The sequence below is a fragment of the Actinopolyspora sabaoui genome, from assembly GCF_051225635.1.
Lineage (GTDB): Bacteria > Actinomycetota > Actinomycetes > Mycobacteriales > Pseudonocardiaceae > Actinopolyspora.
Map to the genome: position 1 here is coordinate 1 of NZ_JBMIHH010000010.1, position 26,598 is coordinate 26,598.

The 26,598-nt window shown below is 66.3% G+C and carries 24 protein-coding genes; 5 read left to right on the top strand and 19 right to left on the bottom strand.

Annotated elements, in window-relative coordinates:
* Positions 1-549: 549 nt before the first annotated feature.
* From tyrS to infC, 17 genes are all read right to left on the bottom strand, one after another.
* Entirely contained in the window at positions 550-1,821 is a 1,272-nt protein-coding gene (gene tyrS, locus ACOQFL_RS18085; RefSeq protein ID WP_435545371.1) for a tyrosine--tRNA ligase, read from the bottom strand.
* Positions 1,822-1,959: 138 nt separating this feature from the next.
* Entirely contained in the window at positions 1,960-2,574 is a 615-nt protein-coding gene (locus tag ACOQFL_RS18090) for a DNA-3-methyladenine glycosylase (RefSeq protein WP_435545538.1), read from the bottom strand.
* Positions 2,575-2,685: 111 nt separating this feature from the next.
* Positions 2,686-4,143, bottom strand: a complete 1,458-nt coding sequence (argH, locus tag ACOQFL_RS18095) for an argininosuccinate lyase (protein ID WP_435545372.1) — start codon at positions 4,141-4,143, stop codon at positions 2,686-2,688.
* 81 nt (positions 4,144-4,224) lie between these two features.
* Complete coding sequence (locus tag ACOQFL_RS18100) at positions 4,225-5,421, bottom strand: argininosuccinate synthase (protein WP_435545373.1); 1,197 nt, start codon at positions 5,419-5,421, stop codon at positions 4,225-4,227.
* Between the two features lie 66 nt (positions 5,422-5,487).
* Entirely contained in the window at positions 5,488-5,991 is a 504-nt protein-coding gene (locus ACOQFL_RS18105; protein ID WP_092928438.1) for an arginine repressor, read from the bottom strand.
* Positions 5,988-6,914, bottom strand: coding sequence for an ornithine carbamoyltransferase (argF, locus tag ACOQFL_RS18110; protein WP_435545374.1), 927 nt, complete (start codon positions 6,912-6,914; stop codon positions 5,988-5,990). The genes ACOQFL_RS18105 and argF overlap by 4 nt, the downstream gene beginning before the upstream one ends.
* Positions 6,914-8,125: an acetylornithine transaminase gene (locus ACOQFL_RS18115; protein WP_435545375.1), complete on the bottom strand. Its 1,212-nt coding sequence runs from the start codon at positions 8,123-8,125 to the stop codon at positions 6,914-6,916. The genes argF and ACOQFL_RS18115 overlap by 1 nt, the downstream gene beginning before the upstream one ends.
* Positions 8,125-9,048, bottom strand: a complete 924-nt coding sequence (argB, locus tag ACOQFL_RS18120) for an acetylglutamate kinase (protein ID WP_435545376.1) — start codon at positions 9,046-9,048, stop codon at positions 8,125-8,127. Before argB ends, ACOQFL_RS18115 begins: the two co-directional genes overlap by 1 nt.
* A complete protein-coding gene (gene argJ, locus ACOQFL_RS18125) occupies positions 9,045-10,244 on the bottom strand; it encodes a bifunctional glutamate N-acetyltransferase/amino-acid acetyltransferase ArgJ (protein ID WP_435545539.1) in 1,200 nt (399 codons plus the stop codon). The genes argB and argJ overlap by 4 nt, the downstream gene beginning before the upstream one ends.
* Positions 10,245-10,261: 17 nt before the next feature.
* Entirely contained in the window at positions 10,262-10,669 is a 408-nt protein-coding gene (locus ACOQFL_RS18130) for an ACT domain-containing protein (protein ID WP_435545377.1), read from the bottom strand.
* Entirely contained in the window at positions 10,666-11,691 is a 1,026-nt protein-coding gene (gene argC, locus ACOQFL_RS18135) for an N-acetyl-gamma-glutamyl-phosphate reductase (protein ID WP_435545378.1), read from the bottom strand. Before argC ends, ACOQFL_RS18130 begins: the two co-directional genes overlap by 4 nt.
* Before the next feature lie 209 nt (positions 11,692-11,900).
* On the bottom strand, positions 11,901-14,393 hold the full coding sequence (pheT, locus tag ACOQFL_RS18140) for a phenylalanine--tRNA ligase subunit beta (protein WP_435545379.1): 2,493 nt from the start codon (positions 14,391-14,393) through the stop codon (positions 11,901-11,903).
* A 70-nt stretch (positions 14,394-14,463) separates the two neighbouring features.
* The gene (gene pheS, locus ACOQFL_RS18145) at positions 14,464-15,531 is read right to left on the bottom strand and encodes a phenylalanine--tRNA ligase subunit alpha (protein ID WP_435545380.1); all 1,068 of its coding nucleotides are present in this window, start codon (positions 15,529-15,531) and stop codon (positions 14,464-14,466) included.
* A 231-nt stretch (positions 15,532-15,762) separates the two neighbouring features.
* Complete coding sequence (locus tag ACOQFL_RS18150) at positions 15,763-16,581, bottom strand: TrmH family RNA methyltransferase (RefSeq protein ID WP_435545381.1); 819 nt, start codon at positions 16,579-16,581, stop codon at positions 15,763-15,765.
* A gap of 78 nt (positions 16,582-16,659) precedes the next feature.
* On the bottom strand, positions 16,660-17,028 hold the full coding sequence (rplT, locus tag ACOQFL_RS18155) for a 50S ribosomal protein L20 (RefSeq protein WP_435545382.1): 369 nt from the start codon (positions 17,026-17,028) through the stop codon (positions 16,660-16,662).
* A 115-nt stretch (positions 17,029-17,143) separates the two neighbouring features.
* A complete protein-coding gene (rpmI, locus tag ACOQFL_RS18160) occupies positions 17,144-17,338 on the bottom strand; it encodes a 50S ribosomal protein L35 (RefSeq protein WP_092631883.1) in 195 nt (64 codons plus the stop codon).
* A 123-nt stretch (positions 17,339-17,461) separates the two neighbouring features.
* A complete protein-coding gene (gene infC, locus ACOQFL_RS18165) occupies positions 17,462-18,076 on the bottom strand; it encodes a translation initiation factor IF-3 (RefSeq protein ID WP_092632001.1) in 615 nt (204 codons plus the stop codon).
* Positions 18,077-18,386: 310 nt separating this feature from the next.
* Between infC and ACOQFL_RS18170 the strand changes: the two genes are divergently transcribed.
* Complete coding sequence (locus tag ACOQFL_RS18170; protein WP_092631998.1) at positions 18,387-18,704, top strand: DUF1844 domain-containing protein; 318 nt, start codon at positions 18,387-18,389, stop codon at positions 18,702-18,704.
* Between the two features lie 478 nt (positions 18,705-19,182).
* On the opposite strand, the gene ACOQFL_RS18175 is transcribed toward ACOQFL_RS18170, so the two are convergent.
* Positions 19,183-19,572: a RidA family protein gene (locus ACOQFL_RS18175; RefSeq protein WP_435545383.1), complete on the bottom strand. Its 390-nt coding sequence runs from the start codon at positions 19,570-19,572 to the stop codon at positions 19,183-19,185.
* Positions 19,573-19,595: 23 nt separating this feature from the next.
* A complete protein-coding gene (locus ACOQFL_RS18180) occupies positions 19,596-20,348 on the bottom strand; it encodes an IclR family transcriptional regulator (protein WP_435545540.1) in 753 nt (250 codons plus the stop codon).
* A gap of 201 nt (positions 20,349-20,549) precedes the next feature.
* On the opposite strand from ACOQFL_RS18180, the gene ACOQFL_RS18185 reads away from it, so the two are divergent.
* The 4 genes from ACOQFL_RS18185 to ACOQFL_RS18200 all read left to right on the top strand — a co-directional run bounded on the left by ACOQFL_RS18185 (position 20,550) and on the right by ACOQFL_RS18200 (position 26,447).
* Entirely contained in the window at positions 20,550-21,842 is a 1,293-nt protein-coding gene (locus tag ACOQFL_RS18185) for an amino acid deaminase (protein WP_435545541.1), read from the top strand.
* A gap of 78 nt (positions 21,843-21,920) precedes the next feature.
* Entirely contained in the window at positions 21,921-23,525 is a 1,605-nt protein-coding gene (locus ACOQFL_RS18190; protein ID WP_435545384.1) for an N-acyl-D-amino-acid deacylase family protein, read from the top strand.
* Positions 23,526-23,848: 323 nt separating this feature from the next.
* A complete protein-coding gene (locus ACOQFL_RS18195) occupies positions 23,849-24,979 on the top strand; it encodes a lactonase family protein (RefSeq protein ID WP_435545385.1) in 1,131 nt (376 codons plus the stop codon).
* A gap of 181 nt (positions 24,980-25,160) precedes the next feature.
* Positions 25,161-26,447 carry an extracellular solute-binding protein gene (locus tag ACOQFL_RS18200; protein WP_435545386.1) on the top strand — a complete coding sequence of 429 codons (1,287 nt, stop codon included), beginning with the start codon at positions 25,161-25,163 and terminating at the stop codon, positions 26,445-26,447.
* Positions 26,448-26,598 lie beyond the last annotated feature (151 nt).

Sequence of the window (26,598 nt, forward strand, 5' to 3'; positions counted from 1 at the left end):
CCACACCTCACAAACCATGAGGCACAGCGCGAGCTGATACTCAAAGCAAAAAAGACAAGAAACAAACACACACACGCGTGCACAAACACTGTTGAATTCTCAAAGAACACACCCACCACCCACGCGGTGGATCCTCGTCCCGCAGCCCGGAGAATGTTTCACCATTCGCCGCCCAAGCGGAACGTCGACCAGTCTAGCACCGGAAAGAACCGGCGTTTCAAGGGGGTCCCCCTTGTACCCGGCAGACCGGAGCGCTACCGATCGACTCTAGATTGTACAAGCAACCACGAAGCTCGAACACTCGGTTCCGAGCCCCTGTCGGGATGTCTCACTCGTTACTCTAACAACCGGAAAACATCCCGGATCAAAGGGGCCCGCATCGGGCCCGATCGACCGGAGAAGCCAGTCCCCCGGAGATGCCGAACATCCCCGCAACGCGGACAAGACTGAATCTACGCCCCGAGGCGGCCGACGTCAAATCGCACGCACTTACCGCCAGCTGAAACGAACCCGCAGGTCAAACGCCTCACCGTTACGTGGGGAAGCCTATTAGACCAACTCGACTCCCGCAGTGTGACGCTTGCCACGACGAACCACCAGCCAGGTACCGTGCAGCAGGTCAGCCTTGCTGGGCGCCCAGGTGTCGTCGAGCACCTTGGCGTTGTTGACGTAGGCACCCCCCTCGGCGATGGTGCGCCTGGCCGCCTTGCGTCCGGTGGCCAGACCGCTCTCCACGAGCACATCCACGATCGTCGGCTCATCGCTCAGCCTGAGTCGCGCTGTGGGGATCTCGGCCATCGCTGATTCCAGGGTCTCGGCGTTCAGCAGGTTCAGGTCCCCACCACCGAACAGCGCACGGCTGGCGGCAGCCACCTGTTCGGTAGCCGTGGCTCCGTGCACCAGGGTGGTCAGTTCCTCGGCGAGTCTGCGTTGGCCGAGACGTTGCTGCGGACGCTCCGCCGTGGCAAGTTCCAACTCCTCGATCTCCGCACGCTCCAGGAATGTGAACAACCGCAGATATTTGCCCACATCGGCATCGGCGGTGTTGATGAAGTACTGGTACCAGGCGTACGGAGAAGTCAGCGCGGGGTCGAGCCAGAGATTGCCACCGCCAGTGGACTTGCCGAACTTGTTCCCTTCCGCGTCGGTGACCAGTGGCGTGGTCAGTGCGTGCGCACTGGCCCCCTCCTGTCGACGCAGCAGGTCGACACCGGCGATGATGTTTCCCCACTGATCCGATCCGCCCAACTGCAGGCTCGTACCGTACCGACGGTTGAGCTGTACGTAATCGTTTGCCTGCAGCAGCATGTAACTGAACTCGGTGTAGGACATCCCGTCGGATTCCAGCCGTCGCTTGACGGTTTCCCGGGAAAGCATCGCGTTGAGCGAGAAGTGTTTGCCCACGTCCCGTAGAAAGGTCGTGACCGGTAGGTTCGCCGTCCAGTGAGCGTTGTTCTCCATGACGGCACCGGTATCCGAATCGTCGAAGTCGACGAAGAGCTTGAGCTGTTCGCGGATACCCTCGGTCCATTCGGAGACGACATTCTCGTCGTGCAGACTGCGTTCACCCACGTCACGTGGATCACCGATCAAACCGGTCGCACCACCTGCCAGAGCGAGCGGGCGATGTCCGGCGAGCTGAAAACGACGCAGGGTCAGCAGCGGGATCAGATGCCCCGCGTGCAGGCTCGGTCCGGTCGGATCGAAACCGGCATACAGTGTGAGTGGCGGTGAATCGAGATCACGACGCAACGAATCGAGGTCGGTGGACTGCGCGATGAGACCGCGCCAGGAAAGTTCGTCAAGGATGTGCTCACTCACGCTGCCAGTTTGGCTCACGCGGCCCACACGACGTTGACGACCCCCTGGAATTCGTCCCGGTACCACGAAACGAGCACTTCGAGCCAGCCGAGGACTCGTGGCGGACGAGGCGGAAGGGCCGGTTTCGGAACGTTTCGCTCAGTTCCCGTTCGGGACCTTACGCCGCCCGCCACGCCGATAGGGACTCACGGCGGGCGAACCGTGTACCCAGGAACGCCAGGGCAATTCCGTGGCGGTGGAAACCCCGACTCTGGGACCGCTGCGTACATCCTCGTCCGCCACGGCACACCCCCGTAGCAACCGGAGCGGCGAGTCCGAGCGGGTCAGATCAGCACCGTTGCACTCACGAGTGACTCCCAGCACACCCGCGAGCCGAGCCGGTCCGCTCGCCAGTGCGTTCTCCTTGCGAACGGCGGGACGACGACTGTGTGCCAGCTCCGTCCCCTCGAGGACCTCACCGGCCCGGAGAAGCACCGCCGCGGGCTGCCCCTCGGTCAGGCAGACCACGTTGATACAGAAGTGCCTCCCGTAGACGAAGTACACGTAGAGGTGACCTGCCGGCCCGAACATGACCGCGTTCCGTTCGGTACGCCCGCGATAACAGTGTGATGCCGGATCGTCCTGTCCGCGGTACGCCTCCACCTCGACCAGCCGGACACGAACCACACCTCGGGAGGAGTTCGAAACCAACTCACAACCGAGCAGGAAACGCGCCACCCGCAGCGGGTCGCGTGCCATCTCGGAACGTGTCACATCAACCACGACGAGCACACTACCGGGTGGCGCACGACCGGGAACGAACCGGAGCCGTGCCGGCTCGGGGAGCACCCGAGTCCGATCCGGCACGGCGGAAGCTCATCCGGACTACCGGTAGGATCCACAGTCCAGCCACGCGCGGTGTCCTGCCACGTGCTCATCGACCCGCCGGGCCTGCTCAGCGACACGCTCGGGAGCCGTGCCACCACGTGAGTCGCGCGCCGAGACCGCTCCTCGAACCGTCAGCACCTCACGAACGGCCGGTGTGAGTTCGGGATGCGCTTCGGAGAGCTCCTGCTCGGTCAGTTCGTCGAGCCCGACACCGCGCGATTCCGCGCGCCGTACGCACTCGCCGGATGCCTCGTGCGCGACGCGGAACGGGACACCACGCCGCACCAGCCACTCGGCGATGTCCGTGGCCAGCGTGAATCCCGCGGGGGCCATCTCGGCCATCCGCTCGGTGTGGAAGGTCAGCGTGCCGAGCATGCCCGCCATGGCGGGCAGCACCAGCCGCAGCTGGTGCACGGAGTCGAACAGGGGTTCCTTGTCCTCCTGCAGATCCCGGTTGTATGCCAGTGGCTGTGCCTTGAGGCTGGTCAGCAGACCGGTTAGGTTTCCGATCAGCCTGCCCGACTTGGCACGAGCCAGTTCGGCCACGTCGGGATTCTTCTTCTGCGGCATGATCGAACTGCCGGTGGCCCAGGAATCGTCCAGTGTGATGTAGCCGAACTCCGCCGTGTTCCAGAGGACGATTTCCTCGGCGATGCGTGAGAGGTTCACGCCGAGCATGGCCAGGTCGAAGGCCGCCTCCGCGGCGAAATCGCGCGAGGAGGTGCCATCCATCGAGTTGTCCACCCCGTGCTCGAACCCGAGCTCGGCGGCGATGGCGTCGGGATCCAGCCCCAGCGAGGAGCCGGCCAGAGCGCCGGAACCGTAGGGCGAGACGGCGGTGCGCTCGTCCCAGTCACGCAGTCGTGCGACATCGCGTAGCAGAGCCTGGGAGTGCGCGAGCAGATGATGGGCCAACAGCACGGGTTGGGCGTGCTGGAGGTGAGTACGTCCGGCGAGCACCGCGTTCGGGTGGGCGGCCGCCTGCTCGCCGAGAGCCTCGATCACGTCCAGTACGGCCGAGACGACGCCGCGCACCGAGTCACGCAGCCACATCCGGAACTGCGTGGCCACTTGGTCGTTGCGGGAACGCCCGGCGCGGAGTTTACCGCCCAGCTCGGTGCCGACACGTTCGAGCAGTCCGCGCTCCAGCGCGGTGTGCACGTCCTCGTCGTTCGGCTCGGGCAGAAACCGTCCGGTACGCACATCGGTGGCGAGCGTGTCCAGTCCTGCCAGCATGTCCTCCAGCTCGGACTCGGTGAGCAGCCCCGCGCCGTGCAGCACTCTGGCATGGGCTTTAGAACCCGCGATGTCGTAGGGCGCCAGCGACCAGTCGAAATGTGTGGACAGGCTGAGCGCGGCCATTGTTTCGGAGGGACCGGAGGTGAACCGTCCTCCCCAGAGCATGGTCGGATCCGACCGATCGCTGTCGGTGGCGGAATCGTCTTGTCGGGACATGCGGTCTTTCCTCGGGAAACGCTAAGCGGCACGGACAGGGTCGGACGGGCATCGGGGAGATGCCCGTCACGGCGGAAACGTTCAGTGGTACTGCTCGCGCTTGGCCGCGATCTTGCTGGGCAGACCCCACAGCTGCACGAAACCCTTCGCCAGTTCCTGGTCGAAGCTGTCGCCCTCGTCGTAGGTGGCCAGGTTGAAATCGTACAGCGACTGATCGCTGCTGCGGCCGGTCACCACCGCGCTGCCCGCGTGCAGGGTCATCCGGATCTGACCGGTGACGTGGCGCTGCGTGTCGGCGATGAAGGAGTCCAGCGAGGTCTTCAGCGGCGAGAACCACAGGCCGTCGTAGACGAGCTCGCCCCAACGCTGCTGGACCGTGCGCTTGAACCGCGCGAGGTCGCGCTCCAGAGTGACGGCCTCGAGCTCGCGGTGAGCGGTGATCAGCGCCAACGCGCCGGGCGCCTCGTAGATCTCCCTGCTCTTGATGCCGACGAGTCGGTCCTCGACCATGTCGAGCCTGCCCACCCCTTGGGCGCCCGCGCGACGGTTCAGCTCGGTGACCGCCTGCAGTGGGGTGACGGCTGTCTCGTCGATCGCCACGGGAACCCCCTGGTCGAAGGTGATGACCACCTCGTCGGGCTCACGCGACTGCGTCGGATCGGCGGTGTAGGAGTAGACGTCCTCGATGGGGGCGTTCCAGATGTCCTCGAGGAAGCCGGTTTCGACGGCCCTTCCCCACACGTTCTGGTCGATCGAGTAAGGGGACTTGTTGCTGACGTCGATGGGCAGGCCGTGCCGTTCGGCCCAGTCGATGGCCTTCTCCCTGGTCCAGGCGAAGTCGCGGACCGGAGCGAGTACCTTCATCTCGGGAGCGAGCGCTCCGATGCCGACCTCGAAACGGACCTGATCGTTGCCCTTGCCGGTGCAGCCGTGCGCGACGGTGTCCGCACCGTGTTGCCGAGCCGCGTCGGTCAGATACTTGGCGATCAGCGGCCTCGAAAGGGCCGAGACCAGCGGATACTGGTCCATGTACATCGCGTTGGCCTGCAGTGCGGGCAGGCAGTACTGCTCGGCGAACTCGGCGCGCGCGTCGGCGACCACGGCTTCGGCCGCGCCGCAGGCCAGCGCTCGCTTGCGCACCGTCTCCAAGTCCTCGCCGCCCTGGCCGACGTCGACGGCCACTGCGACGACGTCGGCGTTGGTCTCCTCGGCGATCCAGCCGATGGCGACTGAGGTGTCCAGTCCGCCGGAGTAGGCGAGTACGACCCGGTCGCTCATGATCATGCTCCTAATAACTGGTTGTGCGGGCTGTTGTCGGAATGCCTGTTCGACCGCGCTGTCCGTTCAGTCCGTCGTGGCGGCCGACTCGGGCTGTTGTGCGCCGAGCTCGCGTAACCGCTCGGCGAGTTGCTCCCCGGTGAGTGGTTCGCGGGCCACGACCAGCAGGGTGTCGTCGCCCGCGATCGTGCCCGCCACCTCGTCCATCGAGGATCTGTCGATGGCGCTGGCCAGGAACTGGGCGGCACCGGGCGGGGTTCGCAGCACCGTCAGGTTTCCCGAGCCCTCCGCGCTGACGAGCAGTTCGCCGAGCAGCCTGCTCAACCGTGCGGTCCCGCCCTGCACCCCCTGGATGGGGCTGCCGTCCTCGGGGATGACGTAAACGGGTTGTCCCCCGTCGGGTGCCCGGAGTTTCACCGCGCCCAACTCGTCGAGGTCACGTGACAGGGTGGCCTGCGTGACGTCGATACCGTCGGCCGCGAGCAGCCTCACCAGTTCGGTCTGGCTACGGATCTCGGAACCGGTGACGAGTTCGACGATGCGCGCCTGCCGCGCCACTCGTGTGCTCATCGTCGCTGCACCAACCAAGTCAACAGCGCCTTCTGGGTGTGCAACCTGTTCTCAGCCTCGTCGAACACCGCGCTGGCTGGGCCGTCCAGCACCTCGTCGGTGATCTCCCATCCCCGGTGGGCGGGCAGGCAGTGCAACACCGTGGTGTCGGATTTGCCGGTGGCCTCCAGCAGAGCGGAGTCGAGCCGGAACGGGCGGAAGGGACCCACCCGATCCTTGCCGTCGTTCTCCTGGCCCATGGAGGTCCAGGAGTCGGTGGCGACTACGTCGGCCCCGGCGACGGCTTCCCGCGGGGTGCTCAGCACCCGGCTGGAACCTCCGGTCTCGACTGCACGCTTGTGCGCCGCTTCGAGCACCCACTGCTCGGGTTCGAAGCCCTCGGGTGCGGCGATCCGGATGTGCATCCCCGCGGTGGCCCCACCGATGAGCAGCGAGTGGGCCATGTTGTTGGCACCGTCACCGAGGTAGGTCAGTGTCAGCCCGGCGAGGGTGCCGTGTCGTTCCCGAATGGTCTGCAGGTCGGCGAGCACCTGGCACGGGTGGAACTCGTTGGTGAGCGCGTTGACGACCGGGATGTCGGATGCCGAGCTCATCGCGTCGATACGCGCCTGGGCGAAGGTGCGCCACACCACGACATCCACATAGCGGGTCAGCACTCGTGCGGTGTCCTCTATCGTCTCCTCGCGGCCGAGTTGCATCGTGCGGGCGTCGACCACGACCGGATGGCCACCGAGTTGGACGATCCCGGTTTCGAAGGAAAGGCGCGTCCGGGTGGATGTCTTCTCGAAGATGACCGCTACCGACTTCGGCCCCGCCAAGGGTGTGCTGTCGGTTCGCCGGTGTTTGAACTCGTCGGCGAGGTCGAGGATCTCGCGCTGCTCGACGGGTGTGAGATCGTCGTCACGCAGAAAATGACGCGGCATCAGTTCTTCCCTTCTCCGCCGGCTGCCTCGGAGAGCACCTCGGCGAGATCGCGGACGAAATCGTTGGCCCGCTGCCCGTCCAGGATCAGCGGCGGCGCCAGCCGCAGGGTGTCCGGACGGACGGGATTGATCAGGTAGCCGCGGGCGCGGGCGCTTGCCACGGCGGCGGGAGCGATGTCGTCGTTGAGCTCTACCGCCAGCAGCAGCCCGGCGCCGCGGACCTCGTTCACTGCCGGATGGTCGAGACGCTCGACGGCGGCGATGATTTCCTTGCCCAGTCGGGCGACGTGTTCCAACAGCCCCTCGGACTCGATGGTGTCGATCACCGCCAGTGCGGCGGCGCAACAGACCGGGTTCCCACCGAAGGTGGTGGCGTGCTGGCCGGCCTCCAGCAGGAAGGCCGCTCGCCCCACCCCGATGCAGGCGCCGAGTGGCAGCCCACCGCCGAGTCCCTTGGCCAGGGTGATCACGTCCGGCACGATTCCGTAGCGCTGGAAGGCGAACCAGTGTCCGGTGCGGCCGATTCCGGTCTGCACCTCGTCGAGGATCAGCAGAGCGCCGTTGCGGTCGGCGATTTCCCGTGCGGATCGCAGATACCCCTCGGGAGGGACGATCACGCCTGCCTCGCCCTGAATCGGTTCGAGCACGATCGCGGCGGTGTGCTCGTCGACCATCTCGTCGAGAGCGGCGGCGTCCCCGAACGGCACGTGGGAGACTCCACCGGGCAACGGCTCGAAGGGCCGCTGTTTGTCCGGCTGGCCGGTCAGCGCCAGCGAGCCCAGGGTACGACCGTGGAAACCTCCGTCCGCGGCCACGATGTTGGGCCTACCGGTGCGTCGGGCGATCTTGAACGCGGCTTCGTTGGCCTCCGAACCCGAGTTGCAGAAGAAAACCCTGCCGTTGTCTCCGAGCCCCGCCAGTTGGAGCAACCGCTCTGCCAGTCGCAGTTCCGGCTCATGGCTGTAGAAGTTGGAGACGTGTCCGAGTTTCGCGATCTGTTCGGACACGGCCGAGGTGACGGCGGAGTGGGCATGGCCGAGGGCTGCCACGGCGATGCCACCGAGCAGGTCCAGGTAGGTGTTCCCCTCGGCATCGGTTACCGTGCATCCCGAACCGCTGACCAGCTCCACCGCGGGAGTGCCGTAGGTGGGCATGATCGCTTCCCGCCAACGATGCGCGGCAGTGGCATTGGCCTGCTGTGGGGAGGACATCAGGCATCGTCCTTTCGTTGGGTCGGCTCGGTAGGAACGACCATCGTGCCGATACCCTCGCTGGTGAACACTTCGAGCAGCACCGAGTGAGCGAGTCTGCCGTCGATCACGTGCGCCCGGGGCACGCCACCGGTCACCGCCTGTAGGCAGGCCTCCATCTTGGGAACCATGCCGGAGGACAGGTTCGGCAACAGTTCCGTCAGTCGCTCGGTGTCCAGCCGCGATACCAGCGACTCCCGGTCGGGCCAGTCGGTGTAGAGCCCCTCGACGTCGGTGAGCACGACGAGCTTCTCCGCGTCGAGCGCTACGGCCAGAGCTCCGGCAGCGGTGTCGGCGTTGACGTTGTGCACCACACCGTCGGGGTCGGGGGCGACTGTGGAGATCACCGGAATGCGGCCGGTCTCGATCAGGTCGAGCACGGCGGTCGGTTCGACCGATTCGACGTCGCCGACCAGTCCGATGTCCACCGGTTCGCCGTCCACCACCGCGTTGCGCCTGCGGGCGGTGAGCAGGTGCGCGTCCTCACCCGACATACCCACCGCGTGTGGACCGTGCTGGTTGATCAGTCCGACGAGCTCACGGCCGACCTGGCCGACGAGGACCATCCGGACCACGTCCATCGTTTCCGGCGAGGTGACCCGCAGTCCGCCCCGGAACTCACCGGGCATGCCCAGTCGGTCGAGCATCTCGGTTATCTGCGGCCCGCCACCGTGAACGACCACGGGGCGAAGTCCGGCCAGCCGCAGGAAGACCATGTCCTCGGCGAATGCTCGCTTGAGCTTTTCGTCGGTCATCGCGTTGCCGCCGTACTTGACCACCACGGTGGCACCGCGGAACCGCTCCAGCCAGGGCAGTGCCTCGGTCAGTACACCTGCCTTCGCGGCTGCCGTGCTCAACCGTTCGTCTTGGCTCGTGCTGCTCATGTGGAATACGCGCTGTTCTCTTCGACGTAGTCGTGGGAAAGATCCGTGGTCAGCACGGTGGCGCTGTGGTCACCGAGATGCAGATCGATCACGATCTCGATGTCTCGTCCGGATAGATCCACCGTGTCGCGGTCGGCGACCGGGGTTCCCTCGGAGTACAACGTCACGCCGTTGACGATGATCTCCATGGTCGAGGCGTCGATCGTGACCGGGGAGCGCCCCACGGCCATGGCGATGCGGCCCCAGTTGGGGTCGGAACCGAACAGCGCGGCCGAGACCAGGTTGTCCTCGGCTGTCAGCCGGGCGATGCTCACCGCGTCGTCCTCCGACGTGGCGCCGCGGACGGTTATGTCGATGGCCTTGGTGGCGCCTTCGGCGTCATGTTGCAGTTGTCGGACGAGGTCGCCGCAGGTTCGGGTCAGCAGCTCGGTGAACTCGGCCTCGGCGGGCGTGAGTTCGGAGGCTCCCGAGGACAACAGCAGCACGGTGTCGTTGGTGGAGGTGCCACCGTCGACGTCGAGCCGTTCGAAAGTGCTGTGGCAGGCCTGTCGCAGGGCTCGTTGCAGCGTTTCGCCTTCGACGGCCGCGTCGGTGGTGACGACCGCGAGCATGGTCGCGAGGTTCGGTGCCAGCATTCCCGCCCCCTTGACCATCCCGCCGATCGACCAACCGTCCGGGTGGGTGAGGCAGACCTGTTTCGGGTGGGTGTCCGTGGTCAGTACGGCGGTCGCGGCATCGGTGCTCGCTCGCTCGGTCTCGGCCAGGCCTGTCACCGCGGTGTCGAGGCCCTCCAGCAGGGCGGGCATCGGCAGTCGTTGCCCGATGAGGCCGGTGGAGCAGACACCGATCTCGATGGCACCGGTACCGAGCAGTTCCGCGGCGCGTTCGGCGGTGGCATGGGTGTCCTGGAAGCCCGCAGCACCGGTACAGGCGTTGGCACCACCGGAGTTGAGTACTACGGCACGCAGCTTCCGTTCCCGCAGCACCTGTTCGGACCACAGCACGGGAGCCGCTTTGACCTGGTTGGTGGTGAACACCCCGGCGGCCTGCTGACCAGGGCCGTCGTTGACGATCAGCGCGAGATCGAGCTCGTCGCCGGACTTGATACCGGCGTCGATCCCGCAAGCGCGGAAACCGCGCGGACCGGTGACACCGTTTCGCCTATCCGTGGCCGTGTCGTGCGCGCCTACGTCGATCGTCTCGTGACTCGTACTCAATGTTCTCCCTCGAAGTGCTCGACCACCGTGTGCCCGGCTCGACGCAGCGTGGCCACGGCGTCCGGGAGTGCGTTCGCCCCGACGAGGATCCAGTCGGTCTCGAAGGTCGACAGCGTGAACACACTGATCTCCCTTTCCGCCAGTGGGGACAGCACAGCGGCCAGGACGCCGGTCAACGAGAAGGCCAACGGCCCGGCTATCTCCAATGCCCGGAAGGGCCCCTGGACGGTCAAGGAGTCGGAGAGCTCGGCAACATCCCGGTAGGCGAACACCAGCGTGCGGTCGTTCCCGGTGACGAGCTCGGCGTTGACTGGACCGGACGCGGGCAGTTCGGGGGCGGTTCCCGGTTCTGGTGTGGCCACGGCGACGGGTTGCTCGTGCGCTCGCAGGGTCAGTGTCGTCACGGCGCCATCCCCGCTGTGGGAAGACCAGTGGTCTCGGGAAGCCCCAGGGCGAGGTTCATACACTGCACGGCACCGCCTGCCGTGCCCTTCGTGAGGTTGTCCTCGGCACCGACTGCGACCAGGCTTCCGGCGTCTTCGTCGACGGCGATTTGCAGATGTACGGTGTTGGCTCCGAGAGTGGCCGAGGTCTGTGGCCACTGCCCCTCCGGCAGTACCCGCACGAAGGGTTCCGCCTCGTAGGCACGTGTGTAGCTCTGCCGCACCCGAGCGGGATCGACCCCTTCCCGGAGTCGCGCGTTGCAGGTGGCCAGGATGCCTCGCGACATGGGAGCCAGCATCGGCGTGAACGAGACGCGGACGGGTTCACCGGCCGCGGCCCCCAGATTCTGGATCATCTCCGGGGTGTGGCGGTGTGCCCCACCGACGCCGTAGACGCTGGCCGACCCCATGACTTCAGCCGAGAGCAGATGAGGTTTGAGCGCTCTCCCCGCCCCGGAGGTCCCGGTCGCCGCCACGACCACCAGGTCGGGTTCGACCAACCCGTCGAGCAGAGCGGGCAACAACGCGAGCGTGGTCACCGTCGGGAAACATCCGGGTACGGCTATCCGCTCGGCCTTGGTAATTCGTTCCCTTGCCCAGGGCAGTTCGGGCAGACCGTAGGGCCAGCTGCCGGGATGTTCCCCGCCGTACCAACGTTGCCAGGCCGCCGGATCCTCGAGGCGGTGGTCCGCTCCGCAGTCGATCACCAGGGTCTCGTGGAGCTGACCGGCCAACGCGTCGGAGTGCCCGTGCGGCAATGCGAGGAAGACCACGTCATGACCGGCGAGCACCTCGGCGTCCGTCTCCCGGAGCGGCCTGTCGGACAGTTCGGTGAGGTTGGGGTGGTGTTCCCCGAGCGTACTGCCGACGTTTCCTCCCGCGGTGAGAGCGCCGATCTCGACCTCCGGGTGGGCCAGCAACAGACGCAACAGTTCTCCGCCCGCATAGCCACTGGCGCCGGCGACCGCCACTCGTACAACCATACGAATGATTATGCACTTTCATGCAAAATCAATCAAAGGGGGGTCCCGAAGTACCTCGGAGGACTGCGGAGACGAAAAGCTCGGGGTGGGGGGGGGGGGGCCGCGCCGGGCCCCCCCACCCCGAGCTGAGTCACCATCGGCCGTTCGAAGCCGATGTCGCGGGTGCTTCCCGCGCCGAGGTGAGCCGAGTCGGCGCGAGCCCGCTGTGGCTAACCGCGCAGCACCGCCCCGAACCGCTGGTCGGCGGCGGCCACGGCGGCATCCCGGACCTCGGTCGCCTCTTCCTGGGTCAACGTTCGGTCGGAAGCACGCAGCCGCAACGCGAACGCCAACGACTTCTTGGCGGCACCGAGCTTTTCACCGGTGAAAACGTCGAACAACCTGATGTCCTCGACAAGCTCGCCCCCGCCACTGCGAAGCACTTCGCCGAGTTCGGCGGCCGGAACGTCCTCGTCCACCACCAATGCCACGTCCAGCCGCACCGGGGGGTAGGCCGAGATACTCGGAGCGGGACGCTCGTCCATCACCGGCAGCGCGTCGAGGTCGAGCTCCATCGCACAGGTCCGCTTGGGCAGTTCGAGAGCCTCCACCACCTTGGGGTGCAACTCACCGGCATACCCGATGACCGTGCCGTCCACCTCGAGCGCGGCACAACGCCCCGGATGCCACGGGGCGTTGTCCGCGGCGGAGACGCTCAGCGACACTCCGGCCGTCCCGGCGACGAGTCTGGCCGCCGCCACGGCGTCCGACCAGTCCGCTTCCCGGCCGGAACCCCACCACCCGGAACGCTCCCGCTGCCCGGCGAGCACCACACCGACATGCTGGGGTTGTGCGGGCAGAGCGGCGTGGAGCGCTGCCAGCTGTTCGTCCGAGGGGCGTTGCCGAACCCCGAGTTCGGGGACGGAGGGCTGATCCGACTCAGGCAGCACCACCTGCCCGATGTGGAACAGCGCGAGATCACGCCTTCCTCGGGAAAGGTTGCGCTGCAGCGCGTCGAGCAACCCCGGCAGCAACGTGGTGCTGAGCAGCGCACGATCCGATTCGAGGGCATTGACGGCTCGCAAGGTACGTCGACGCGGGTCGTCCTCGCCGATTCCCAGGGATTCGAGGGTGGCCTCACCGGTGAACGGGAACGGCAGCACCTCGACGTAGCCGTCGTGTGCCAGCGCGCGCGAAACCGCGCGCCTGCGGCGTTGGGCAGCGGTCAGCCCGCTCCCGGTGGGCGCCGCGGGAACGACGGACGGGATGGTGTGGTACCCCTCCAGTCGAAGTACCTCTTCGACCAGATCGGCGGGTTGCGTGAGATCGGGGCGCCAGGTCGGCGGCAGCGCGGTTACCACACCGACGCCGTCTTCGGAGGTACCCACCTCGATGCCGCAACCGATCTGGTTGAGCCGCTTGGCGGTGACACCACGTCCGTAGCGAACCCCGGCGACCTGGTCCGGCAGTGCCAGCGGCATCGTCACCGGCTGCGGTTGCGCGGGTTCCCCGACGTCGGTGCGCCCGGCGCTGATGGTCGCTTCCCCGTACTCGACGAGCAGTCTGGCGGCGCGTTCCGTTGCCACGGCGGCCACGGCGGGATCCACACCACGCTCGAAACGCTTGCCCGCCTCGCTGGGCAGGCGATGCCTGCGGATCATGCGCGAGATTCCCGTGGGCTCCCAGTTCGCCGCCTCGAGCAGGACGTCGTTGGTGTCCTGCCCGATCTCGGTGCTGGCACCCCCCATGACGCCCGCCAGGGAGACGGGGCCGGACTCGTCACAGATCACGATGTCGTCGGGGTCGAGGCCACGCTGCACACCGTCCAGCGTGACGAGGGGTTCCCCGGCCACGGCGCGGCGAACCACGATGTCACCGGACAGCTTCGCGGCGTCCCAGGCGTGCAGCGGCTGGCCGAGCTCGAGCATCACGTAGTTGGTGATGTCCACCGGCAGGGATATGGAGCGAATACCGGCCAACGCCAGTCGCCGCTGCATCCACCACGGGGTGGGAGCGGTCGGATCCACCCCGGTCAACCTGCGGAACACGAAACGGGAGCAGGCCGAAGGGTCCTCGATCCGCACCGGGCGGGAGGGACGGTCGTCATCCGGGATGCCCCGGTTCGCGGGGTCCCCGAACGGCACGTCCAACGCGTTGGAGAGTTCCCGGGCGAGACCGCGCACCGAGAAGCAGTAACCACGGTCGGGCGTGATGGCCAACTCGATCACCGAGTCGTCCAGACCGACGATCTCGTTGGCCGGGCTGCCCGGATCGGCGGAGCCCGGTGGCAGCACCAGAATGCCGTCGTGGTCCTCGCCGATTCCCAGTTCCCTGGTCGAACAGATCATGCCCTCGCTGGTACGACCGTAGGTCTTGCGAGCGGTGATCTCGAAATCCCCGGGTAGCACGGTGCCGGGCAACGCGACTACCACCAGTGAACCGGCGCTGAAGTTGGTGGCACCGCACACGATGCCGCGAGTCTGTTGCTCACCGGTCTCGGACTTTCCGACCTCGACCCGACAGTAGCGGATGGGTTTTTTGAACTCGGTCAGTTCCTCGATCTCGGCGACCCGTCCGACGACGAGTGGGCCGGTGATCGGGGTGAGTCGGGTGACCTCCTCGACTTCCAGCCCGATGCTCACGAACGCCTCGGCCAGTTCGTCGACGCTCGTGTCCTCGGACAGTTCAAGATGCTCGGCCAGCCAGGAAACCGGAATCCGCACTGGATCGCAGCCCTTCTCTCGATCATGTGGGGTCGGCGGTGCGGGCAAGAGCCCGGGCACCCGACCGGACTCAGTATTCGATGCCGAACGCCTCGGTGAACCGGACGTCACCTTCGACCATGTCGCGCATGTCGGGGATGCCGGTGCGGAACTGCAGGGTACGTTCCACTCCCATACCGAAGGCGAAGCCGGTGTAGCTCTCGGGATCCACTCCGGAAGCACGCAACACGTTGGGGTGCACCATGCCGCAGCCACCCCATTCGACCCAGCCGGCTCCCCCCTTCTTCTCCGGGAACCAAACGTCCATCTCGGCGGACGGCTCGGTGAAGGGGAAGAAGTTGGGCCTGAACCGTGTCCGGGTCTCCTGCCCGAACATGGCGCGAGCGAACGCGTCCAGCGTGCCCTTGAGATGTGCCATGGTCAGCCCCTGGTCCACCGCGAGGCCTTCCACTTGGTGGAACACCGGGGTGTGGGTGGCATCGAGCGCATCCGTACGGAACACCCTCCCCGGTGAAACGCGATACACGGGCAGCTCGCTGGAGAGCAGAGCACGCACCTGCACCGGTGAGGTCTGGGTGCGCAACACCAGCCCGGAGTCCTCCGGAGCGATGTGGAAGGTGTCCTGCATCGTGCGCGCCGGATGGTCCTTGCCGAAGTTCAACGCGTCGAAGTTGAACCATTCGGCTTCCAGCTCCGGGCCTTCCGAAACGTGCCATCCCATCGCCACGAAGTCGTCAGCGACACGTTCCATGAGCTGCGTGATCGGGTGTCGGGCCCCGGAGGGAACGCGATCGGTCGGCAGCGTGACGTCGACGGCCTCCTCCTGGAGCACCCGCTCGTCACGTTCGGCACGCAGTTGCTCGTGGCGGGCGTCAAAGGCTTGTTGGATCGCCTGGCGCGTCTCGTTGACCCGCTTACCGGCATCGGCCTTCTCCTGCGACGGCAACGATCCGATCTCACGTCGCGCGGTCAACACCGGAGAACGCTCGCCCAGGTGCACGGGCTTGGCCGCTGCGAGTTCATCGAGATCAGCGGCGCCGTCGAAGGCTTTGCGAGCGTCGTCAATCGCGTTTTGCAGCGTCTCCGGCGCGAGCGCGACGACCTCCTTCGGGTCGTACGGGTCGTTGGCTCCAGACATCGTCGCTGTGTAACTCCCGTATCCGACGGCCCGCCTGAGCGAACCGGTCTTGGCGTGTGAACACTGATTCCCTAGGAGAACAGTGTATGTGATTGGGTTCGGCGAGCTCGCGCAACGACCCGTGCGGGCGGTGAGGGAAGCACCGTGGCCCCAGTGGGTCCCCGAGGAACTCCGGTGTATTGCGAACTCCGGGGCCTGCCGAGCCGGGAGACAGCACGCGCGGCGAAATCGTCACTCGACACCCGGGCGAATGCGACGGGCCGAGGCGTACAGACAGACGGCAGCGGCGGTCGCCAGGTTCAGACTCTCCGCTAGCCCGTAGATCGGCACGCGCAACGTGACGTCCAGCCGTTCGCCGGACTCACCGAGACCGTGCGCCTCACTTCCGAACACCCAGGCGGTCGGCACGTCCAGCCTGCCGCTCTCCTCCGCGGTGTGCAGATCGGAGGGGGCCGCGCCGTCGGCTCCGACCAGCAGCAGTCCGGCTCGTCGACAGGCCGCCAGTACCGTCTCCGCATCACGTTCCCGAGCCACCGGAAGATGGAAAAGGCTGCCGGTGGAGGCCCGCACGGCCTTCCCGTTGTAGGGATCGACGGTCTCACCCGCGAACAGCACGGCGCTGGCACCGGCGGCGTCCGCGACACGAAGCACCGTACCCGCGTTGCCCGGATCGGCGATGTCGAGCAACACCACGACCAGGGAAGGCCGGGGAGCCAACACGCTCGCGGTGTCCGTAGCGGGCGCCTCGCAAACGGCGACCAGCCCTTGCGGGGTGACCGTTTCGGAAAGGCAGGCAGCCGCTCGTTCGGTGACGGTCCACAACGGCACTCCGCTCGCCGCGCAGCGCTCGGCGATCTCCGGAACCCGTCGTAGTCCTTCGGAAGTGGCCAACACCTCGCGAACATCGATGCGAGGCCGATCCGCCGTCCGCGAGTCCAGTGACTCGAGGACGGCGTTGGCACCTTCCGCCAGAAACATGCCGGCACGTTCGCGCCCGGCACGACGCGTGAGCTTACGAGCGGAAGCGACCCGGGCGGAACGTTCCGTCAACGGCGAACGAGCCGTATCGGGGTTCCCCTGCCCTCCCGCGGTATCCGCTCCGGTGTGCCGAGCGCCGGATCGATCCAATCAGACCGTGCCTTCCGGAAGGCTGCTACGCGCCTTGTCGCACAGCGCGGTAAAGGCCTGCGGATCGTTGACCGCCAGCTCGGCGAGCATCTTGCGGTCGACCTCGACCTCGGCGGCCTTCAGGCCCTGCATGAACTTGTTGTAGCTCATCCCGTTCTGCCTGCTGGCCGCGTTGATACGCATGATCCAGAGCTTACGGAACTCGCCCTTGCGGGCCCGGCGGTCCCGATAGGAGTAGACCTGCGAATGCAGCATCTGCTCCTTGGCCTTGCGGTAAAGGCGAGAACGCTGCCCGCGATAGCCCTTGGCGGACTCCAGAATCTTGCGGCGCTTCTTCTGCGCGTTCACCGATCGTTTGACACGTGCCATTGGTTCCGTCCTGATCGCATCGGGGGCGGAGCCCCGCCCCGGCGGATGAGGCTGTCACTGGTCCGAAGGGTGTGGCGGGTCAAGCGTTCCGGCTACACCCGTGGCTGAGCGACGCTCAGCGTCCCAGCATCTTGTTGACCTGGTGGGTGTCGTTCGGCGACACCTCGTCAGTGCCCTTCAGCCGACGCTTCACCCTGCTCGACTTCTTTTCCAGGATGTGCCTACGGCCGGCACGCTCGTGGCGCAACTTGCCCGAACCGGTGACCTTGAACCGCTTGGAAGCGCCGCTGTGTGGCTTGTTCTTGGGCATTATCATCCTCTTTTCGTGCGAACGCCGGGCAGAATCCCGACAAGAATCCCGCCCGGCCTGCGTTCCGGGTGATTCCACGACCTGATGTGTTTCCGGCCCCGGCACCCGATTGCCGCGCTACGGTTACGACGCGTTCGCCTTGCTCTTGTTGCCTTTACCGGTCTTGTGCGGAGCCAGCACCATGGTCATGTTGCGACCGTCCTGCTTGGGTTTGGCCTCGATGAAGCCCTGCTCTGAGACATCGTCGGCCAGTCGCTGCAACAACCGGAAGCCCAGCTCGGGGCGGGACTGCTCACGGCCGCGGAACATGATCGTCACCTTGACCTTGTGACCCTGACCGAGAAAGCGCGAAACATGCCCCTTCTTGGTCTCGTAGTCGTGCGGGTCGATCTTGGGGCGGAGCTTCTGCTCCTTGATGACGGTCTGCTGCTGATTACGGCGTGACTCGCGAGCCTTCTGCGCACTCTCGTACTTGAACTTGCCGTAGTCCATGAGTTTGCACACCGGCGGCTTGGCCTGCGGAGCGACCTCGACGAGATCCAACTCCGCTTCCTCCGCGAGCCGGAGTGCGTCCTCGATACGGACGATGCCGACCTGTTCACCGTTCGGTCCGACCAACCGGACCTCGGGCACACGGATGCGGTCGTTGATGCGCGTCTCGGAGCTGATGGGGTCTCCTCGGTTCGATGGCGTTTCTGTGCTGCACCGCGGCGTGAAGCTCGCCCCTAGAGCATGCAGCCGCCTCGCGGCATCCTGCCGGATCCGCGAGACCCTTTTACTCCAACCGATCGAACCGGTATGGCAATACCGCTTCATTCCGCCGTCGAACAGTGTTCTCGGCGGGATCGGGACCCGGCGGCCTGTGAACCGGCCACGCGGGTGGGAGCGGGGCTCCACTTTAACGCCCCCGAAAGGCCGAGGGCGTTGCGCGCATGTGAGAGTAACAGGCGTGACCGAGTCGCAGCCAACCGAGCCCCCCGAAACAGCCGCACCGCCGAACGGCGAGCAGCCCGGGGAGGGCCTCGATGCCACGGATACCACGTACAACGTGCGCGAACTGAGCAATGTTCCCAGCGTCGAGGTGATCAGCCGGGCCGCCGTGATGCTGATGTCGGCGGCGGCCGAGAAACTGGGCCTGGCCGAGGAGGACCCGGACGACTCCCCGGTCCGTGACCTCGACGAGGCACGCCGCCTGATCACTTCGCTGGCCGGCCTGATCACGGCCTCGGTGGAGTACCTCGGCCCCCATGCGGGAGCGCTGCGGGACGGACTGCAGACGCTGCAACGTGCCTTCCGGGAAGCATCCTCGGAACCGGATCCACCCGGCCAGGGCCCGGGGGAGAAATACACCGGCCCCGTTCACTGAACGGCTCTCCCGGCCGAGCACCCGAGCTCGCGAGCGGCTCTCCTGGAAGCACGGGCGGACCGCTCAATCGCTCGGCCTCGCCCGCACCACCCGGTGATCACTTCTCCGCGTGTCGCGACCTAACCGTGGGCAACGCGGGCAGCGCCACCAAGGGGACGGCCACTCCGAGCCGGGCGCGAAGCTGTCGACGAGAGTTCCGATCCCAGTGGGATCGGGCAGTAGACGATGCCAGAACAACGGTGCACCGATTCACTCGGCGAGAGGTCCGCGACCACGGTCTCGCGGGGTGCGCCGGGGCCGGAAAAACGCGCTCACGGCCGAAGCCCGCTCGGACCGCACCGCGTGGCGACGCGGCGCGGTCCGTCTCAAGGGCCTGTCGGTTGGGTCGCCGTGCCATCCCGGCCGGTCCGACGTGCCGAGCTACGAAAAAGATGAGAGCTCCCGGAGAACGTCGGTACCGGTGAGCGACACCTCCGGCTCACTGCCCCCGCACGGCCAGCGCGTCGATCTCGACGAGCAGGTTGGCGGGCAATCCCACATAAACCGTGGTTCGTGCCGGGTAGGGCTCCCCGACCAAACGAGCGTAGGTCTCGTTCATCTCCGTGAAATGGGCCACGTCGGTGAGATAAACCCGCAGCATGAGCACGTCCTCGACTCCCGCCTCCGCCTCGGCCAGGATGGCGAGAACGTTGCGCAGCGCCTGCTCGGTCTGTTCGGCCACGGAATTCGACACCGGTTTTCCGGTGGCGGGATCAACACCCGTTTGGCCCGAGACCTGCACCAGGTTGCCCTTGCACACGGCCTGCGACAGGGGCACCCCCGCCGGTGGGGTCGGAGCCTTCGGGGTGGTCACGACGGTTCTGGACATTGGTATCCACCTTTCGGGAGAAATCAGCGGTCCGGTGGCTGCCAACCGAGTTCGACCGATACGCGGTCGCAGGCACGGGACAACTCACCGGTGGATCCGAGCAGTTCGTCGAAGCCGAACAGCACTTTTGGTGCCGACAACGAAACCGCGGCGACGATCTCGCCACGGGAATCGCGCACTCCGGCGGCTATGCAGTGCACGAAGTCCTCGTGTTCGCCGCGGTCGACGGCGTAGCCTGCTCGCGAGGCCCGGTCCAGTTCGGTCAGGAACCGCTCGGGATCGGTGATGGTGTTGTCCGTCAACGCGGGATAGTCCAGCGCGGCGGCGACGTCCCCGCGAGCGGGTTCGTCGAGCCCGGAAAGCAGTATCTTTCCCACCGCCGTGCAGTGCAGCGGCGCGCGAGCACCGATGCGTGAGTACATCCGCACCGCATGGGTGCTGTCCACCTTGTCCACGTAGACCACCTGGTCGTCCTCGCGAACGGCCAGATGCACGGTGTGCCCCGTGCTTTCCCCGAGTTCGAGCAGGTGGGAGCGAGCCGTGTCGCGAACGTCGATCCCGTCCAACGCGCGGTTGGCCAGTTCGAACAGTGCGCTTCCGAGCCGATAGTGATACACATCGGAGCGTTTGACGAACCTGTCGGATTCCAACGAACGCAACAACCGCATGACGGTGGATTTGTGCACTCCCACCGCCTCCGCGAGCTGGTCGAGGTTGCGGGGCCCGTCGGCCAACTCGGTCAGCAGCGCGAGTCCGCGCCGCAGGCTCTGGCTCATTCCGTGGTCCTTTTCGCTCTCGTCGACCGCTCCACCAATCATCGATGCCCAACCTCTTGCGGATTGCGCTGGGCATTCGAAAGGACCATCCGGCAGCGGTTCCGTTGACGGCCACCTTGCGAACTGCTAGACAACATTCTAGCAATATATGCAATACCTGTTGCATCAGGCGCAATTGGAGATCCGGTGCGAGCAGCGACGATGGATCGGAGCGCGGTACGTGCCCTCCGGGAAGAACGGCTCGACTGGCGGTTCAAGGCTGTGCCGTCCGAAGCCTTCGGGAGCACGATCGCGGAATTCCTTCGAACGGAGCCCGAGATCACCGGGAGTGGATTCGTGGGTCCGCTGCTGCTGTTGGAGCGGTCGGCGCTGGAACACAATCTGACGACGATGGCCGACTGGTGTGCCACGCGACAGGTGCTGCTGGCGCCGCACGGCAAAACGACCATGGCCCCGCAGCTGTTTCAACGACAGCTCGACCACGGGGCATGGGCGATGACCGCCGCCACCGTCAGCCAACTCCGGGTCTATCGCGCGTTCGGCATCAGCAGGGTGCTGCTGGCCAACCAGTTGGTCGACGAGTCGGGACTGCGCTGGCTGTCGGAGGAGCTCGACAACGACCCCGGTTTCTCGTTCGGCTGCTGGGTGGATTCGGTGGCGAACGTGCGGCTGATGAGCGAGGTTCTGGCAGCGAAACGCGCGCGTCGGCGGGTGGACGTGCTGGTGGAACTCGGTGGCGAACACGGCCGCACCGGAACCAGAACCGTGGCGGAAACGGTGGAGGTGGCGCGCGCGGTGTCGGAGAGTCCGGCACTGCGACTCGTCGGCGTCAGTGGCTACGAGGGCGCGATCTCGCACGATCTCAGTGACGAGGATCTGACCGCGGTGGACTCCTATCTGGCTCGCCTGCGGGAGTCGGTCACGCGGATAGCCGCGGCGGGGATGTTCGACCGAACGGAGGAAATCGTCGTCACCGCGGGCGGGAGTTCCTATTTCGACCAGGTGGCCGAGGCGCTCACGGCGCCGTGGGAGTTGGATTCACCGGTGCTTCCCGTGCTGCGGAGCGGGTCGTACATCACTCACGATCACGGCTTGTACCGCACCATGTCGCCTTTCGGTCGGGCACACCGGCTCGCCGGACCGGAGCAGCCGTTTCGTGCCGCCATGCGAATCCTCGCTCAGGTGACCTCACGTCCGGAACCGGAACTGGCGCTACTCATGTTGGGCAGGCGTGATGCCTCGTTCGACCAGGCACTGCCGCAGCCGCGGGCCCTGCGGGCGCGGGACGGCGCCACCAGTCCCCTGACCGATTCACGCGTCATCGAACTGGCCGATCAGCACGCTTTCATGTCGGTCCCGGCGGACTCGGAGATCTGCGTGGGCGACTGGGTCGAGTGCGGGCTGTCGCACCCCTGCACGACGTTCGACAAGTGGCAGCTCATACCGCTCGTGGACAACGGGAGAGTCGTGGATCTGGTGCGTACTTTCTTCTGATCGGGGCTTTCCGCTCGGGTTGGCGGGCTGCTCGCTCGGCGGAAACCGAGAACGTGTCGGGCCGGAACGGAGGCGAGGATGGACGAGATCCTGATTCGGGGCGCACTGGTGGTCGACGGCAGTGGAGCACCGCCCTTCGAAGCAGACGTGACGATCGGTGCGGGCCGTGTCTCGGCTGTCGACAGCCCCGGGAGTCTGCGCGGCAGCCGCACCATCATCGCCGACGGGCTGGTGCTTTCCCCCGGATTCGTCGACATGCACGCGCATTCGGATCTGCTGCTGCTCACCGACCACCGGCACACCGCCAAGGTGGCGCAAGGGGTGACCACCGAGGTGATCGGCCAGGACGGGCTCTCCTACGCTCCCGTCGACGATCGAACGCTGCGGAACCTGCGTACTCAGCTGGCGGGTTGGAACGGCGATCCCCCCGAGTTCGACTGGAACTGGCGTGGCGTGGGCGAGTACCTGGATCGCCTCGACCAGGGGGCAGCCATCAACGCCGCCTACCTGGTTCCGCACGGCACACTGCGGATGCTGTGTGTGGGCTCGGAAAACCGTCCCGCTTCGGAACTCGAACTGGCACGCATGCGCGAGGAACTGGCGCGGGGAATGTCCGAGGGGGCGTTCGGCATGTCCTCGGGGTTGACCTACGCACCCGGCATGTACGCCACGACAGCCGAGCTCGTCACGCTGTGCGAGGTGGTCGCCGAGTACGGCGGCTATCACTGTCCCCACCACCGCAGTTACGGCGCTGGCGCCCTCGCCTGTTACGAGGAGATGATCCGGATCAGCAGGCAGTCCGGCTGCGCGTTGCACCTGGCACACGCGACCGTGAATTTCGAGGTGAACCGGGGGCGTGCCCCCGAACTGCTGGCGATGCTGGACGAGGCGTTGGACTCGGGGGTCGGGATCACGATGGATTCCTACCCTTATCAGGCGGGATGCACCTCGCTGCACGCACTGCTTCCCAGCTGGATGTTCAGCGGGGGTGTCGAGGCGACGTTACGAAGGTTGTCCGATCCGGCCAGCAGGAGACGTGTGCTGCGGGAGATGGAGTTCGAAGGCTCCGACGGTGCGCACGGTGTACCGATCGACTGGAGTGCCATCGAGATCAACGGGGTGCGGCACCCCGGCAGGACCGGTCATCTGGTGGGACGTGACATCGCGACGGCGGCCGATGCCGAAGGGGTGCCTCCGGGGGAGCTCTACCTGGACACCCTGTTGGCGGATGAACTGGGCAGTTCCTGTCTGATGCACGTCGGTCACGAGGAGAACGTGCGTGCCATCATGCGGCACCGGATGCACACCGTGGGCAGCGACGGACTACTGCTCGGTGAACGGCCTCATCCTCGCGGATGGGGGACCTTCCCGCGTTATCTGGCGCGATACGTGCGGGAGCTCGGGCTGCTCGATCTTTCGGAGTGCATCCGTCACATGACCTCGGCACCGGCACTCCGCCTGGGGCTGTCCGACAGAGGGCTCGTGCGACGAGGCATGGTCGCGGACCTCGTGTTGTTCGATCCGGAGGAGATTCGCGACAACGCGACGTTCGAACACCCCCGTGCGCAACCCAGCGGAATCAGCCACGTAATGGTCAACGGTGTCCCAGTGCTCGAACACGGGAAGCGTAACGACGCCACACCGGGACGAGCGCTACGACGTGACGGCGGGGGAACCGCCTGAGAGCTCGCCTCAGCTCCGTTCCCGTGGGGCGCTGTCCGGAGCGGACGTTCCGGCGGGCACCCCGAGCGGTGCGCCCGAGCCCGGTCGAGAAGTTGTCCGGAAACCGCCACTGTGAATTTTGGTCTAGTCCACCTGTGAGAGCTGCGGCACACTGAGCCGGAGAAGATCGGCGCGACTGCCCCGGGAGGGGGAGCACGCCGGTGTTCGGACCGAGGTGGGGTCTCCGCTCCGGCCAGTCGGCCCTGGGCGGCGCACCCCGCGAAACGACGAAGCGAGCGGACCGGAGCGAGCAGCTTCCGGACACGGCCGGGAATTGGAGAGTCATGTGGACGAACACACTGAATCGGCGTACGTTGCTGGCCTCGTTGGGCGCAGCGGGGGCCGCGGCAGCGGCGCTGCCCGCCGCGGCCACGGCACCCAGCGGAGGTGATCACAGACCGGCCTATCTGGGCAGCTTCAGCTGGACCGACCCGCCGGGCAGGGGATTCGACGTCGCTTCCCACGAGCTGAGTTCGGGACGACTGCGACCGATCCATTCGGTCGAAGGAGTCCCCGACGCGTCGTGGTTGGCGTTCTCTCTCGACCGCCACGTGCTCTACACGACCAACGAACTGGTCCCGAACGGTTCCGTGACGGCACTGAGCCTGCGGGATCCGCGAAACCCACGGATCATCAACACCCGCTCCAGCCGAGGCGCCGGGCCGACGCATCTCAGCGTGCATCCCAGCGGCCGGTTTCTGCTGACGGCCAACTACACCGATGGCTCCGTCGCGGTCCACCGGTTGGAGGTGGACGGCAGCATCGGGGAATCGACGGATCTGGTTCGACACACCTCCGAACTACGCGCGCCCCACGCACATCAGGTCGTCACAGATCCGAGCGGACGGTGGATCGTGGCGGTCGACCTGGGGGCGGACGCTGTCTTCACCTACCGGCTGGACATCGAGTCCGGCGAATTACACCGAAACCAGCGGCTGTCCACTCCGACGGGCAGCGGGCCTCGCCATTTGACCTTTCATCCGGACGGCCGACACGCCTACCTGCTCAACGAGTTGGCCAGCACGGTGACGGTACTGCGCTGGGATGCCGCGGCGGGGGTTTTCGAGCTGGGTGAGAGCGTCAGCACCCGCCCACCGGACGCCGTGGGAGAGAACTATCCAGCGGAGATCGTGGTCACTCGCGACAGCGACTGCTACGTCACCAATCGGGGCGATAACACCATCGCTCACTTCAAGGTGAGCGGCCGGGGAACACGGTTGCACCTGACAGGCACGAGCGAGACCGGCGGGGACTGGCCTCGGCACTGCACATTGGACCCGAGTCGACGATGGCTCCACGTGGCCAATCAGAACTCGGGAACGGTCACCAGGCTGGCGCGCGACAGTGTGACGGGCTCGTTGAGTCCGGTGGTCGACACCGTGGAGGTTCCCGGGGTCGCCGTGGTGGCGCTGTAGCGAACCGGTGGCGGGCGAAACGCGGTAGACGGCGACTTTCCCGTCGTGGAGCCCGCCACCCTCGCAAAAGAAGTTCTCTCCTTTTACAGGTCTAAACCTTGTGTCCGCTCATCGCCCCACTTAGCATCGAGCACATTGCACAGAACAGAACAGACGTTGCATTCAACGCAACGGAGGTGTCATGCGGTTCTGGAAATTAGCCACCGCCGCACTCGCGGCGACGTTGCTGGTGGGATGCGGACCACCCCAGGTGGATCAAACGAACTCCGGGGCGGACAGCCGCACCGGAACTCTTCGGGTCTGGCTGTTCGACGAGGCCAACCGCGATCCGAAGGAAAAAGTGGTCAATGCCGCGGTGAAAGACTTCGAGGAGAACCACCGGGACGTCACCGTCGAAGTCCGCTACATCGCGGTGGACACGCGATCGGAACGCTTCACCGGTGCCTTCAACGACCCCTCCAGCGCCCCCGATGTGGCGGAGTTCGGCAACACCGACCTCGCCAGCTACGTCGCGGCTGGTGGGATGGCGGATCTCACCGGCATGATCGAGGACTGGCCCGCCGCTACCGATCTTTCCGACTCGGTGCTGGATACGGCCAAAGTCGACGACAAGACCTACGGAGTTCCCTGGTTCACCGGGGTGCGAGCGCTGTACTACCGCACCGACGTGTTCGACGAGCTGGGACTCGAACCACCGCGCAGTCTCGGTGAACTCGTCGAGACCGCTCGCACCATCCGTTCGGAGCGGCCGGACATGTACGGTATCGCCGCGGGCGGCAAGTACACCTACGCGATGATGCCGTTCATCTGGGCGTCCGGCGGAAAACTCGCCGAACGCGGGAACGATTCGTGGCGGTCCGCCATCGACAGCGAGGCCTCCCGCCGTGGGGTACGCACCTACACCAGCCTGCTCGATCCGGCGATCTGCCCACCTGACCAGTGTGCACAGCTGACCGGGACCGAAAGCGTCCAGGCGTTCGCGGGTGGCAAAGCGGCCATGGCCATCGGCGGGGACTTCAACCGGACCGCTGTCAACGAGGGAGCGGCTGGAGACAAGTACGACGTGGTGCCACTTCCGGGGCGAAAGACCGGTTCGATCGCACCCGCGTTCGCGGGGGGCAATCTGCTCGGGGTGCTGCGGTCCTCGGACCATTCCACTCTCGCCCAGGAATTCATCAAAGTGCTCGCGGGCAAGAAGTACCAGCGCCGGATGTACGAGGCGATGAGTTATCTGCCCACCTTCGAGGACGTTCAGGACAAGGTGGCAGCAGACGATCCGGCCATCGAACCGTTCATCGAGACACTGCAGGCAGGCACCCGTTTCGTCCCGAGCACACCGGCGTGGTCCGAGATCGACGCGCAGGAGATCCTGCCGACCATGACGCAGCGGATCGCCACCGGCGAGGAGATCCGCCCTGCCACCCAACGAGCGGCCCAGCGCATGAACAGTGCATTCGGCGACCGGTAGGACTTCGTTGACTCGGTTTCCGCGGCGCTCGCCCGACAGTCCCCTCGTGGCGGCCGGGCCGCGCGGGGCTTCGACTCGGCCGCACCGAAGCCCCGCGGGACAGCCACATTCGAGCGGGCACGGCAAGACCTGACCAAGCGCTGCTGGCGCC